Consider the following 12,430-nt stretch of genomic DNA (forward strand, 5'->3'; position numbering starts at 1 on the left):
GGGTCAGCTCTCCGCGGTGGCCAAGACCTCATAATGGGTGATCTGCTTGTCGCCGATGTCGAGGTCTTCCCATGTGGCGCGCCAGTCCTTCATGTGCTGGCTCGCGGCATGGGCTTGCTGGGCTTCGCGGTCGCGAAACACCTCGAAGATGCGCAGAAGACCGGGCTCCTCGAGGTCTTCGGCGAAGCTGTAGGCGATGCAACCCGGCTCCGCGCGGCTGGCTGCGACCATCCGCGCAATGACCGGACGTGCCGCCGGCAGGTTCTCCGGCGGCAAGCGAACGGTCCCGGCAAGGATCAGCATCAGCGGATCGGCGAATCCGGGGCGAGGCGCATGTCGAGATAATTGTCGACGCTCATCATCAGCTGGTCGAGCTCATGCTCGAAGAAGTGGTTGGCGTTGCGGATCTCGTCATGATGGATGGTGATGCCCTTCTGCGTGCGCAGCTTGTCGACCAGCTTCTGCACGGAGGCGGCGGAGACGACCTCATCGTTCACGCCCTGGACGATGATGCCGGAGGCGGGGCAGGGCGCGAGGAACGAGAAATCGTACATGTTGGCCGGCGGCGCGACGGAGATGAAGCCGCGCACTTCCGGCCGGCGCATCAGCAGCTGCATGGATATCCATGCACCGAACGAGAAACCGGCGATCCACGTCGTCTGCGCTTCCTGGTGGAAGCTCTGGATCCAGTCGAGCGCGGCGGCGGCATCGGAGAGCTCGCCGATGCCATTGTCGAACACGCCCTGCGAGCGACCGACACCCCGGAAATTGAACCGCAGCGTCGCAAAACCGCGCTTCACGAAGGTCTTGTAGAGTGCCTGCGTGATGCGATCGTTCATCGTGCCGCCGCCCTGCGGGTGCGGGTGCAGGATCAGCGCAACAGGCGCACGCGGGCGGGGCGGAGGGCTGAAACGACCTTCGAGACGGCCTTCGGGACCGGGAAAAATGACGTCGGGCATGGCACCTGAGACTTGAAATGGGAGCGGGCGACCGAGACTGGCCGACGACGCGGGACGGGCGCTTATATAGGCGGAAGCGCGATTTTCGCAATGTTTCTGGTTGAGGGCGCCCGCGTCAGCCCCCGAACCAGCCCAGCGCGGCGGCGGTGAGGGGGTTCGTCGGGTCCAGCAGCAGCTTGGTGGTGAGCGCGAGGGACATGACGATCAGCAGAGGCCGCGCGATTCCGGCGCCGAAGCGGATCGCGAGATGGGCGCCGAATTGCCCGCCTGCGATGCTGCCGACGGCCATGGCAAGGCCGGTGATCCAGAGCACATGCCCGCCGATGATGAAGACGATCACGCTGGAGAAATTGCTGGCGAAATTGAGCAGTTTGGTATGGGCCACGGCGCGGATGAGGCCCAAGCCGAACAGGCCGACCAGCGCGGTGGTGAAGAAGGAGCCGGTGCCGGGCCCGAAAAAGCCGTCATAGCCGCCGATGATCGCCGCTGTGACGATGAGCGCGAGCGGGCCGAAGCGGCTGTGCCTGTCCTCATCGCTCATGCGTGGCGAGAGCAGGAAATATAGCACCATCGCGATCAGCAGCATCGGCAGCAGCGCGGAGAGAAAGCCGGAATCAATCCGCGTTACCAGAAACGCGCCGCCCGCAGAGCCGATAAATGACGCCAGCGCCGGCAAGGCGAAGCGGCGGAAATCGATATGTCCGCGCCGGGCGAAGGCGATGACGGCGCCGCAGGTGCCAAAGCTGCTCTGGAGCTTGTTGGTCGCCAGAGCGGCCACGGGCGGGATGCCCGCCGCCAGCAGCGCGGGAATGGTAACGAGGCCGCCGCCACCCGCCATGGCGTCGATGGTCGCGGCGAGAAACGCCACGCCCATGAGGATGAGGATGATGTTGAAGGCGGGATCCATGTCTTTGCATATCAGGTCTGTGTTGCGCCGCAACATGACTGATTGCACCAGAGGGCAAATCCATTTGCTGCGGCGCGACGGGCCTGTAGGGAAGGGGCGATGAGCCGACGCATCTATCTCGATCATGCCGCGACCACGCCGCTGCTGCCGCAGGCTCGCGCGGCGATGCTGGCCGGGTTCGATGCCTGGGCCAATCCCTCGTCGCCGCATGCTGCCGGTCGACAGGCGCGCGCTATGCTGGAGGATGCTCGCCGCCGCGTGGCACAGGCGCTCGATTGGGATGGGCATGTGCTGTTCACCGCCGGCGCGAGCGAGGCACTGGCCATCGCGTTGACGCGCGCAAGGGCGTCGGCTTTGCTGGCGGGAGCGAGCGAACATGATGCTGTGCTGCGTCACATCCCGGAGGATCGCCGGCTGCCGGTCGATCATGACGGGATCGTGTGCCTGCCCGATGCCATTGCGCCGGGTACGCTGATCGCGATCCAGCAGGTCAATAGCGAGACCGGCGTGATCCAGCCGCTGGAGGCGTTCGCCGAGCGCATCCACGTGCAAAATGGCCTGCTGCTGGCCGATTGCAGCCAATCGGCTGGGAAGATGCCGCTTCCGAAAGGTCCGGACCTGATCGTTCTGAGCGCGCACAAGCTGGGCGGACCGATCGGCATTGGTGCGCTGCTGGTACGGGATCTGACGCTGCTCAGCCCAAGCGGCGGGCAGGAGCAAGGCTATCGCGCCGGCACTGAGGCCATGCCGCTGGCGCTAGGCTTTGCGGCGGCGCTGGAAGCCCCGCGCGACTGGTTGGCTGACGTCGCCGGCTGGCGCGAGCGGATGGACGCGGCTATTCTGGCAGCCGGCGGTGCGATCGTGGCGGGCGCCTCCCCGCGCTTGCCGACTATCGCCAGCTACCGAATGCCCGGCGTGTCCGCGCAAGCGCAGCTCATCCGCTTCGATATGGCCGGGATTGCGGTGTCGGCGGGCAGCGCCTGCTCTTCGGGCAGCTTGCGCACCAGCCATGTGTTGGCGGCCATGGGTTGGCCGCAGGCTGAGGCCGCCGAGGTGATCCGTGTCACTATGGGGCATGACACGTGCTCGGCCGACATTGACGATTTTCTCACTGAGTGGCAGGCCATCGCCTACGGGAACGCAAGACGATGATCTATCTCGATTACCAGGCCACTACGCCGCTGGCACCGGAGGTCGCGGACGCCATGGTGGCCGTGATGGATCATTATGGCAATCCGAACAGCGCGCATCGCATCGGTCGCATTGCGGCGGCGGATGTCGAGCTGGCGCGGGGTCGCATCCTCGATGCGCTGGGCCGCGCGGATGGTCGCCTGATCTTCACAAGCGGCGCGACGGAGGCGCTGAACATGGCCATTATCGGCGCCGCGCGGGCCGCTCCGCACAGCCGGCGACGGGTGGTGACGGTGGCGACCGAACATGCCGCCGTGCTCGATACGGTGATGGCTTTGCGCCGCGAGGGTTTCGAGCCAGTAATCGTGCCGGTGAATGCCGACGGGCTGGTCGATCTGGAGATTGCAGAGGCAGCGATCGACGAGCGGGGCGCCTTGCTGGCGGTGATGCAGGTGAACAACGAGATCGGCGTGGTGCAGCCACTCGACCGGCTGTTCGTGATCGCGCGCGCGGCTGGCGTGCCGACATTGTGCGACGCCGTGCAGGGTTTTGGCCGACTTGCGACCCCTCAGGCGGACCTGATCGCGATCAGCGCTCACAAGATTCACGGCCCCAAGGGCGTGGGCGCGCTGTGGCTGCGCGAAGGGCTCGACCTGCCGCCGCTCATGCAGGGTGGCGGGCAGGAGCAGGGGGTAAGGCCGGGGACGCTCTCGCCCATGCTGTGCGCAGGCTTCGGTGTGGCCGCGCAACTGGCGGCGCAGCGCCGCTATGCCGACCTCGCCCATGTCGAAGCGCTCTGGACGCGCGCGCTGGAGCTGTTTGCGGATTGGCACCTCAATGGCACCGCCGAGACGCGCTATCATGGCAATCTCAATCTCCGCCGGGCGGGGTTGGATGCGGCGCGGCTGATCTCGGACGTGCGGACGGTCGCCGTTTCGCTCGGCTCCGCCTGCGCGAGCGGCTCGGGACGGCCCAGCCATGTGCTCAAGGCCATGGGCCTCAGCGACGCAGAGGCGCGCAGTTCCGTGCGGATCGGCATGGGGCGCTACACCAGTATGGCCGATCTGGAAGAAGCCGCAAGCCTGCTCAATCAGGCCGCCGACGCACAGGGAGTGCCCGCATGACCTTAGTCCGCTTCATCAGCGCCAATGGCGAACATGTGCAGGAAGTGGAGGCCAGCGCGGGCGACATTTTGCTCGACGTGGCACAGGCCGCCGGCCAGCCGCTGGAAGGCACCTGCGAGGGGCAGATGGCGTGCTCCACCTGCCATGTGATTGTGGACGCCGAGGACTTCGGCAAGCTCCCCCGCGCCAGCGAGGATGAGGAGGACATGCTCGATCTGGCGGCCTCCACCACCCGGACCAGCCGGCTCTCCTGCCAGATCGTGCTGAGTGACGCGCTGGAGACGCTGACCGTGCACATTCCCGCCGAGAGCCGGAACATGCAGGGGGCGTGAGGCAAAAAAAGCCCCTCCTCTTCAGAGGAGGGGTTGGGGTGGTGAGGTGCGTTCCTGCGCGAGGCCGAAAACACCACCCCGCTGCGCGTAACGAACAAGTGCGTAACGCTCGCTGCCCCTCCTCTGAAGAGGAGGGGGTGTCAAAGCATGTCGCACCTATCCCCCGCACATTTCGCGCCGCTTGCATTTCCCGCCTCATGCCGCCATATGCGCCGCGGAAGTCGGGCGGACGTAGTCTTCGCCAACCTGGTCAGGTCCTGACGGAAGCAGCCACAACGAATTCGCTGCGGGTCGTTCCGGCTTCCACCTACCTCCCATCGCAATGTCCTTGTTCTGCAGCGTCCTTCTGCTTGCGGGCACGCGCGCGGACTTGCCGGGGGCAGGATAGGGCGTCATGGGCATGGCATCATAGGCAGGCCGCGCTTTCGTAGCTGAGCGGCGCGCGCGAAAGGACTGAGTTCATGGCCGGCAGATCCCGAACCATCGTCTATCTCATGCTGGTGCTGGTGATGCTGCTCTGGTCCGGCAACTCCGTGGTTGCGCGGGCCATCCACACGGAAATGCCGCCCTTCACACTGGCCTTCTGGCGCTGGAGCGGCGCGACGCTGATCGCATTGCCGGTCGCCTGGCGCTATTTGCGGCAGGACTGGCCCGTGGCGAAAGCCAACTGGAAGATCATCCTGTTCCTCGGCGTGATCGGCGTCGGCTGCTTCAACGCGTTCATGTATTCCGGCCTGCAATATACGACGGCGGCGAACAGCCTGCTCATCCAGGCCGCCATTCCGGCGCTGGTGCTGTTGTTCGATTTCCTGTTCTTCCGCAATCGCCCGCGCGCTATGCAGGTGGTGGGCGTGATCATGGCCGCTGCCGGCGTGCTCACGATCATCCTGCAGGGCAATCCTTCGGCCCTGTTCTCGATGGTGTTCAACCGGGGCGATCTGCTGGTGCTGTGCGCGGTCAGCCTCTGGTCGCTCTACACGGTGTTTCTGCGCCTGCGGCCGAAGATCCACGGGCTGAGCTTTCTGGCCATCACCGCGTTCATCGGCGTGCTGTGCATGGCGCCCCTGTCCGCTTATGAACTGACGCATGCGCGGGTGATCATGACGCCCGGCGTGGCGGCGGGCGTGGCCTATGTCATCCTGCTGCCCTCGCTGGTCGCCTACTTTCTGTTCAACCTGGCGGTGGACCAGATCGGGGCGGGCGATGCCGGGCAGGTGATCAACCTGCAGCCGGTGTTCGGGGCGCTGCTGGCCGCGCTGCTGCTGGACGAGCCGCTGCATGGCTATCATCTTGCCGGCATGGGCCTGATCTTCATTGGCATCGCGCTGCCCTTCCTGCGCCGATCCGTCCGCGTCCCGATGGCGCATTAACTTCCGGCGCGAGTGCGGCTAGAACGAACGCAATGACCGATTCCTCAGACGATCCGGGCTTCGACCTTGGCGAACCGCCCCGGCCGCAAGCGGCTGTGGCGCCTGACGCGCCCGCCTATCGCGTGCTCGCCCGCGCCTATCGCCCGCAGACCTTTGCCGAGCTGATCGGCCAGGAAGCGATGGTGCGCACGCTCGCCAATGCGATCAAGCGCGAGCGTTTGCCCCACGCCTTCCTGATGACCGGCGTGCGCGGGGTAGGGAAAACCTCTACCGCGCGGCTGATCGCCAAGGCACTCAATTGCGTCGGTCCGGACGGGCAGGGCGGGCCGACGATCGATCCCTGCGGCGTCTGCGAACCGTGCAAGGCGATTGCCGAGGGGCGCCATATCGACGTGATCGAGATGGACGCGGCCAGCCACACCGGCGTCGATGATGTGCGCGAGATCATCGAGGCGGTGCGTTACGCAGCCGTCTCCGCGCGGTTCAAGATCTACATCATCGACGAAGTGCACATGCTCTCGCGCAATGCCTTCAATGCCTTGCTCAAGACTCTTGAGGAGCCGCCGGAGCATGTGAAGTTCCTGTTCGCCACCACCGAGGTGAACAAGGTGCCGATCACGGTGCTCTCCCGCTGCCAGCGCTTCGACCTGAGGCGCATCCCGGTGGAGTTGCTGGTCGATAATTTCCGCATGATTTGCGGCAAGGAAGGCGTCGTCGCCGAGGACGATGCCCTGCGCCTCATCGCCACCGCGGCGGAAGGCTCGGCGCGCGATGGTCAGTCGATCCTAGATCAGGCGATTGCGCATGCCGGGGTCGGCGAGGATGGCCTGCCCTTCGTGCAGGCCGATCAGGTTCGCGAAATGCTCGGCCTGTCTGATCGCGGCGCGACGCGGCGGCTGTTCGACCAGATTCTCGATGGCGATGCACCGGCGGTGCTGGCGACATTGGGCGAGCAGGAAGCGCTCGGCGTCGAGCCGCTCGCCACGGTGAATGCCTTACTCGATCTCATCCATGCGGCGACGACGGCCAAGGCCGGGCGCGGCGCCGGGCTCGACCGCATGCCGGAGGCCGAGCGCGGCGCGATTGCCGGCTGGGCAGAGCAATTGTCTTTCCCGGTGCTGCATCGGCTGTGGCAATTGCTGCTCAAGGGCCATGCCGAGGTTGCCGCTGCAGCACGGCCCCATGCGGCCTGCGAAATGGCGCTGCTGCGGCTGATCCACGCCTCGGCCATGCCGGACCCGGCCGAACTGGCGCGGCTCATCCGCGACGGTGCCGGTGGCGGGCAGGTGAGCCCGACGATGCCGGCCCCTGCGCCCAGTGGGACGTTGAGCGAAGCGGCCCAGGCGCCCCCGAGCGCTCCGCCGCCCGCGCCGCCAGCCGCGCCTGAGCCGGAGTCGGAAGCGGCAACGCCAGCGCTGCCGACGGATTTTGCCGGGATGGTCGAGGCGCTCAAGGCGCGCCATGCCCGGCTCGGCGCGGAGCTGCATGATTATGTGAGCCTTGTGCATTATGCTCCGCCGGAGCTGGCCTTCCGCATCCTCCAGCCGCTCGACGCCGATTTCCCCCGGCAAGTAGCGGCGGCGTTGCGTGAGGTGACGGGCGAGGTCTGGGATGTCCGCTCGACGGACGCCCACGGCCAGCCAAGTCTGCGCGAGCAGGAGCAGGCCGCCAAGGAAGCGCGGCTTGCCCAGATCAGCGCTGCCCCTATCGTGGCTGCCGCGCTGGAAGCATTCCCCGGAGCACGGCTCGTGGACCCGGAAGATGAGCAATATAGGAGTGAAGGCTGATGAAGGACCTCAACGACATTCTCGGCATGGCCAGCCGGGTGCAGGAGGAAATGCAGAAGGCGCAGGCCGAACTCGATAATATCGAGGTCGAGGGTGCGTCCGGCGGCGGACTGGTCAAGGTGCGGGCGAGCGCCAAGGGCCGTATCCTTGGCCTTTCGGTCGATGAGAGCCTGATCGTGCCAGCCGACAAGACGATGCTGGAAGACCTGATTGTCGCCGCCTTCAATGATGCGCGCGCCAAGGCGGATGAAGCCGCCAACGAGCAGATGAGCAAGATGACTGCTGGTCTGCCGCTGCCGCCGGGCTTCAAGATGCCGTTCTGATCGGCGTAAAAAGGCGATAGTTTTTACCCGCGCTTAACCAGTTCAGCCGTCAGTAGCTTTTCGCGCCGTTGAAATGCGCGCGCGGCTGAACGATATGATGCATTGATCGTTTTTCGCGATGCGCGGGAAAAGCGACCGGGTTGTGAAGCGGCCCCTTCTGCACGAAGGCGGTTCGCAGGCTCAGGGGTAAGGCCCCCTGGCTGGATTGGAGTGACAATGGATCTTGATCTGCCTCTCTTGCCGCTGCGGGATATCGTCGTTTTCCCGCAGATGATCGTGCCCCTGTTCGTGGGACGCGACAAGAGCGTGACGGCGCTTGAGAAGGCGATGGCGGGCGACAAGGACATCTTCCTCGTCGCGCAGCTCGACCCGAGCGAGGACGATCCGGACCGGGAAGCGCTTTATGACATGGGCGTCATTGCCAGCATCGTGCAGATGCTCAAGCTGCCCGATGGCAATGTCCGCGTGCTGGTGGAAGGCAAGCAGCGCGCCTCCCTGACCGCGTTGACGGATGCCGAGGATCATATCGTCGCCACCGTTGCGCCGCTGGACGACATCGTCGTGGGCGGTGCTGAGGTCGAGGCGATGATGCGCTCGGTCACCGACCAGTTCGAGAATTACGCCAAGCTCAACAAGAAGCTGCCGGCGGAAGCTGCCGCGCAACTGCGCGAGATCACCGAGGCTGGTCGCCTGTCCGATTTCATTGCGGCCAACCTTGCCGTGAAGGTCGCCGACAAGCAGTCGCTGCTGGTCGAGGGCGATCCGCTCAAGCGCCTGGAAATGGTCTTTGCCTTCATGGAAGGCGAACTCGGCGTGCTGCAGGTCGAGAAGAAAATCCGTGGCCGCGTGAAGCGCCAGATGGAGAAGACCCAGCGCGAATATTATCTCAACGAGCAGCTCAAGGCGATCCAGCGCGAGCTGGGCGGCGGCGAAGGCGAGGAGGGCGATGAGCTTTCCGAGCTGACCGAGAAGATCAAGAAGACGCGCCTGAGCAAGGAAGCGCGCAGCAAGGCGGAAGCCGAGCTGAAGAAGCTGCGCTCCATGCAGCCTATGTCGGCCGAAGCGACGGTGGTCCGCAATTATCTCGATGCGCTGCTGGGCGTGCCCTGGGGCAAGAAGAGCAAGCTTAAAAAGGATCTGGTGAAGGCGCAGGAAGTGCTGGATGCCGATCACTTCGCGCTCGACAAGGTCAAGGACCGGATTATCGAATATCTCGCCGTGCAGGCGCGCTCTGACAAGCTGAAAGGGCCGATCCTGTGCCTCGTCGGTCCGCCGGGTGTCGGCAAGACCTCGCTCGGTCGTTCCATCGCCAAGGCGACGGGCCGTGAGTTCGTGCGCCAGTCGCTGGGCGGCGTGCGGGACGAGGCCGAGATTCGGGGCCATCGCCGCACCTATATCGGCTCCATGCCGGGCAAGATCGCGTCCAACCTCAAAAAGGCCGGGGCGATGAACCCGCTGGTGCTGCTCGACGAGATCGACAAGCTCGGCCAGGATTTCCGCGGTGATCCGGCGTCCGCGCTGCTCGAGGTGCTGGACCCGGAGCAGAACAGCAAGTTCCAGGACCATTATCTGGAGATCGACCTCGATCTGTCGGATGTGATGTTCGTCACGACCGCCAACAGCCTCAATCTTCCGCAGGCGCTGCTCGACCGCATGGAGATCATCCGGCTGGAGGGTTACACCGAGGATGAAAAGCTGGAGATCGCGCAGCGGCATCTGATCGAAAAGCAGATCGAGGCCCATGGGCTGAAGGAAGGCGAATTCGCCATCGAGGAGGCCGCGCTGCGCGACCTCATTCGCTATTATACACGGGAAGCGGGCGTGCGGACGCTGGAGCGGGAGATTGCGCGGCTGGCGCGCAAGGCGCTCCGTCGTATCCTTGAGGGCAAGGAAACCAGCGTCACCATTACGCCGGAGAATCTGGGCGATTATGCGGGCGTGCGGAAGTTCCGTCACGGCATTTCCGAGGAAGAGCACCAGATCGGTGCCGTCACCGGCCTCGCCTGGACGGAAGTGGGCGGCGAGCTACTCACCATCGAATCGGTGACGGTCCCCGGCAAGGGCCAGATCAAGACGACTGGCAAGCTCGGCGACGTAATGACCGAATCGGTGCAGGCAGCCTTCTCCTATGTGAAGGCGCGCGCCCCGGCTTATGGGATCAAGCCGAGCATCTTCAACCGCAAGGATATTCACATCCACCTTCCCGAAGGCGCCGTGCCCAAGGATGGGCCGAGCGCTGGTATCGGCATGGTGACGTCCATCGTCTCGACGCTGACCGGCATCCCCGTCCACAAGGATGTCGCGATGACAGGCGAAGTGACGCTGCGCGGCCGAGTTCTGCCCATTGGCGGGCTGAAGGAAAAGCTGCTCGCGGCGCTGCGCGGGGGGATCAAGACCGTGCTCATTCCGCAGGAGAATGAGAAGGACCTGGTGGAGATTCCGGCGAACATCAAGGAAGGCCTTGAAATCGTGCCGGTGAGCCATGTGGACGAGGTGCTTGCCCGGGCGCTCACCGGGGCGTTGACACCGATCGACTGGTCCGAGGAAGATGATCTCGCCGCCCAGCCTCCGATCGGCTCGGCAGCCGAGCATGAGCAGCGGATGCGGCACTGAGTCTCGCGATGATCGTCATGACGCCGATGCCCAAAACAGCCCGATTTGAAGTTAAGGGCGGTTAAGGATCGTCATAAATGGGCCGGTCCGTCGTCCGGACCGGACCGATCATCGTGAAAAACAGCGTAAATCAGGGTTTTTAACGGGTTTGAGGCGCAAATCTCTTTGACACTTGCGACGAAGCAAGCCTTTATGCGCGCCTTCGTCGCATGATTCCCACCACAAGTTTTCTCAAGAAGGGGGTTCCCAAGGCATGAACAAGCAGGATCTCATCAGTTCGGTCGCGGATCAGAGCGGCCTCACCAAGGCCGATGCGAACAAGGCTGTTGAGGCAGTGTTCGACGCGATCACCGCCGCTCTCAAGAAGGGCGATGAAGTTCGCCTCGTTGGCTTCGGCACGTTCTCCGTTTCGCAGCGCAAGGCCTCGACCGGTCGCAACCCGCGCACCGGCGAAACCATGGCGATCAAGGCTTCCAGCCAGCCGAAGTTCAAGGCCGGCAAGGGTCTCAAGGACGCCGTCAACTAATCAACTCGATCGATCGTTGCCCCGCGCTTTCCGGCCGGGGCACCGCTTGATTGGATCGCCGACAGGGAACGCGACGTCCTATGTCGGCAAAGGCCGGGCTCTGCCTGGCCTTTTTGATTTTCAGCCGGGGTGAAGGCTGACGATGCCCGGTCTGCCGGGAAAAGCGTGCTAATCCCGAAAGGGGAGCGCTCTATGCTTGACGGCGGTCCTCCCGGGGCATTATGGGCCGCCTCTCGATAGCGTCGATGGACGCTGTGGCGATCGTAGCTCAGTTGGTTAGAGCGCTGGTTTGTGGTACCAGAGGTCGCGGGTTCGGATCCCGTCGATCGCCCCATTTTCTTTTCCGAGAGTTGGACGACTGGCGCGCTGCGCTGCGTGCACGGGGCTGACAGCCCGTCGCGCGCAGCCTATAGGCACCGCATGGCAAAAGCAGACGATGATCGGGAGGAAGGGCTACGGCTCAATCCTCGCTATGACCGCGACGGGCTGATCACAGCCGTGGCGAGCAATGTCGATACCGGCGAATTGCTGATGCTGGCGCATATGAACGCGCAGGCCCTGGCCGCGACGATCGAAACGCGCGTCGCCCATTTCTGGTCCCGCAGCCGGGGCAAGCTCTGGCGCAAGGGCGAGGAGTCCGGCAACGAACTCCACATCGTCGACATGCGGATGGATTGCGATCAGGACGCCATCTGGCTGCTGGTCAAGCCCGTAGGGCCGGCGTGCCACACGGGCCGCGTCAGTTGCTTTTATCGCCGCGTCACGGATGACGGGCTCGAATGGATCGACCGCGAGCCGCACGCCCATTGAGCTGTAACGGATATGTCGCTCAGTCCCGTCTGAGCACCGGCGCGGAGGGGTTGATTTTCCGTTGACGTAAACGTAAACTGTGCGTCTGACCTTCATGGAAGGATGGATGCAATGACGAAGCTCCAGATGATTGCCGGCATTCCCCAGCCGGAACGGGACGGGCGGGAAGAGTTTTCGATCTCCGACCTGTGCGATGAATTCGAAGTGACGCCGCGCGCTCTGCGCTTTTATGAGGATGAGGAACTCATCTCGCCGCGCCGGCAGGGCCTGACGCGGGTCTACAGCCATCGCGATCGCGCGCGGCTCGCTTGGATCTTGCGCGGCAAGCGGGTGGGATTCAGCCTGGCCGAAATCCGCGACATGATCGACCTGTACGATGCCGGCGATGGTCGGCGCACCCAACGCGAATTTACTGTCGCCAAATGCGAGGAGCGGATCGGATTGCTCCGGCGGCAGCGGCAGGATATCGACGAAGCGATTGAAGAGTTGAAGAATTTCGTCGCGCTCGTCGAAGAAAATCAGCGCCTGTCAGGCGAACTCAACTAAGA

Annotated in this window: 13 protein-coding genes, 1 tRNA gene and 1 other RNA gene; 12 read left to right on the top strand and 3 right to left on the bottom strand. The window is 64.4% G+C overall.

The genetic code is table 11. From position 1 onward, the window contains the following. Nucleotides 1–3: 3 nt before the first annotated feature. The 3 genes from M2342_RS05855 to M2342_RS05865 form a co-directional block, all read right to left on the bottom strand. Entirely contained in the window at nt 4–303 is a 300-nt protein-coding gene (locus M2342_RS05855) for a putative quinol monooxygenase (RefSeq protein ID WP_264578404.1), read from the bottom strand. Beyond that, a complete protein-coding gene (locus M2342_RS05860; protein WP_181560275.1) occupies nt 303–959 on the bottom strand; it encodes an alpha/beta hydrolase in 657 nt (218 codons plus the stop codon). The genes M2342_RS05855 and M2342_RS05860 overlap by 1 nt, the downstream gene beginning before the upstream one ends. 115 nt (nt 960–1,074) lie before the next feature. Beyond that, entirely contained in the window at nt 1,075–1,866 is a 792-nt protein-coding gene (locus M2342_RS05865) for a TSUP family transporter (RefSeq protein ID WP_264578405.1), read from the bottom strand. A 99-nt stretch (nt 1,867–1,965) separates the two neighbouring features. Here M2342_RS05865 and M2342_RS05870 point away from each other — a divergent pair, with 99 nt between their 5' ends. The 12 genes from M2342_RS05870 (at nt 1,966) to M2342_RS05925 (ending at nt 12,428) form a co-directional block, all read left to right on the top strand. After that, entirely contained in the window at nt 1,966–3,018 is a 1,053-nt protein-coding gene (locus tag M2342_RS05870) for a cysteine desulfurase family protein (protein WP_264578406.1), read from the top strand. Further along, complete coding sequence (locus tag M2342_RS05875; protein WP_264578407.1) at nt 3,015–4,121, top strand: cysteine desulfurase family protein; 1,107 nt, start codon at nt 3,015–3,017, stop codon at nt 4,119–4,121. Before M2342_RS05870 ends, M2342_RS05875 begins: the two co-directional genes overlap by 4 nt. Continuing rightward, nucleotides 4,118–4,453: a 2Fe-2S iron-sulfur cluster-binding protein gene (locus M2342_RS05880; protein WP_264570940.1), complete on the top strand. Its 336-nt coding sequence runs from the start codon at nt 4,118–4,120 to the stop codon at nt 4,451–4,453. The genes M2342_RS05875 and M2342_RS05880 overlap by 4 nt, the downstream gene beginning before the upstream one ends. A gap of 213 nt (nt 4,454–4,666) precedes the next feature. Next, an RNA gene (ffs, locus tag M2342_RS05885) (signal recognition particle sRNA small type) lies at nt 4,667–4,764 on the top strand. A 150-nt stretch (nt 4,765–4,914) separates the two neighbouring features. Further along, nucleotides 4,915–5,823 carry a DMT family transporter gene (locus tag M2342_RS05890; RefSeq protein WP_264578408.1) on the top strand — a complete coding sequence of 303 codons (909 nt, stop codon included), beginning with the start codon at nt 4,915–4,917 and terminating at the stop codon, nt 5,821–5,823. 32 nt (nt 5,824–5,855) lie between these two features. Next, nucleotides 5,856–7,610 (top strand): DNA polymerase III subunit gamma/tau, encoded by a 1,755-nt coding sequence (locus tag M2342_RS05895; protein WP_264578409.1) that lies wholly within the window; start codon nt 5,856–5,858, stop codon nt 7,608–7,610. Then, a complete protein-coding gene (locus M2342_RS05900) occupies nt 7,610–7,933 on the top strand; it encodes a YbaB/EbfC family nucleoid-associated protein (protein ID WP_264570937.1) in 324 nt (107 codons plus the stop codon). Before M2342_RS05895 ends, M2342_RS05900 begins: the two co-directional genes overlap by 1 nt. A gap of 216 nt (nt 7,934–8,149) precedes the next feature. Beyond that, entirely contained in the window at nt 8,150–10,546 is a 2,397-nt protein-coding gene (lon, locus tag M2342_RS05905) for an endopeptidase La (protein ID WP_181560267.1), read from the top strand. Between the two features lie 253 nt (nt 10,547–10,799). Continuing rightward, nucleotides 10,800–11,072 carry an HU family DNA-binding protein gene (locus M2342_RS05910; protein WP_181560266.1) on the top strand — a complete coding sequence of 91 codons (273 nt, stop codon included), beginning with the start codon at nt 10,800–10,802 and terminating at the stop codon, nt 11,070–11,072. A gap of 257 nt (nt 11,073–11,329) precedes the next feature. Then, nucleotides 11,330–11,406, top strand: a tRNA-His gene (locus M2342_RS05915). Between the two features lie 86 nt (nt 11,407–11,492). Then, nucleotides 11,493–11,882 (top strand): phosphoribosyl-AMP cyclohydrolase, encoded by a 390-nt coding sequence (hisI, locus tag M2342_RS05920; RefSeq protein WP_264578410.1) that lies wholly within the window; start codon nt 11,493–11,495, stop codon nt 11,880–11,882. Nucleotides 11,883–11,993: 111 nt separating this feature from the next. Continuing rightward, nucleotides 11,994–12,428, top strand: coding sequence for a MerR family transcriptional regulator (locus M2342_RS05925; protein ID WP_264578411.1), 435 nt, complete (start codon nt 11,994–11,996; stop codon nt 12,426–12,428). Nucleotides 12,429–12,430: the final 2 nt, after the last annotated feature.

The organism is Sphingobium sp. B8D3A (assembly GCF_025961995.1).
Taxonomy (GTDB): domain Bacteria; phylum Pseudomonadota; class Alphaproteobacteria; order Sphingomonadales; family Sphingomonadaceae; genus Sphingobium.

Bases quoted from the DNA above. Each gene is read 5' to 3' on its own strand.
- M2342_RS05890 (WP_264578408.1), top strand. From the start codon at position 4,915: ATGGCCGGCAGATCCCGAACCATCGTCTATCTCATGCTGGTGCTGGTG.
- M2342_RS05880 (WP_264570940.1), top strand. From the start codon at position 4,118: ATGACCTTAGTCCGCTTCATCAGCGCCAATGGCGAACATGTGCAGGAA.
- M2342_RS05900 (WP_264570937.1), top strand. From the start codon at position 7,610: ATGAAGGACCTCAACGACATTCTCGGCATGGCCAGCCGGGTGCAGGAG.
- M2342_RS05865 (WP_264578405.1), bottom strand. From the start codon at position 1,866: ATGGATCCCGCCTTCAACATCATCCTCATCCTCATGGGCGTGGCGTTT.
- M2342_RS05875 (WP_264578407.1), top strand. From the start codon at position 3,015: ATGATCTATCTCGATTACCAGGCCACTACGCCGCTGGCACCGGAGGTC.
- M2342_RS05860 (WP_181560275.1), bottom strand. From the start codon at position 959: ATGCCCGACGTCATTTTTCCCGGTCCCGAAGGCCGTCTCGAAGGTCGT.
- hisI (WP_264578410.1), top strand. From the start codon at position 11,493: ATGGCAAAAGCAGACGATGATCGGGAGGAAGGGCTACGGCTCAATCCT.
- M2342_RS05925 (WP_264578411.1), top strand. From the start codon at position 11,994: ATGACGAAGCTCCAGATGATTGCCGGCATTCCCCAGCCGGAACGGGAC.
- M2342_RS05870 (WP_264578406.1), top strand. From the start codon at position 1,966: ATGAGCCGACGCATCTATCTCGATCATGCCGCGACCACGCCGCTGCTG.
- M2342_RS05895 (WP_264578409.1), top strand. From the start codon at position 5,856: ATGACCGATTCCTCAGACGATCCGGGCTTCGACCTTGGCGAACCGCCC.
- lon (WP_181560267.1), top strand. From the start codon at position 8,150: ATGGATCTTGATCTGCCTCTCTTGCCGCTGCGGGATATCGTCGTTTTC.
- M2342_RS05855 (WP_264578404.1), bottom strand. From the start codon at position 303: ATGCTGATCCTTGCCGGGACCGTTCGCTTGCCGCCGGAGAACCTGCCG.
- M2342_RS05910 (WP_181560266.1), top strand. From the start codon at position 10,800: ATGAACAAGCAGGATCTCATCAGTTCGGTCGCGGATCAGAGCGGCCTC.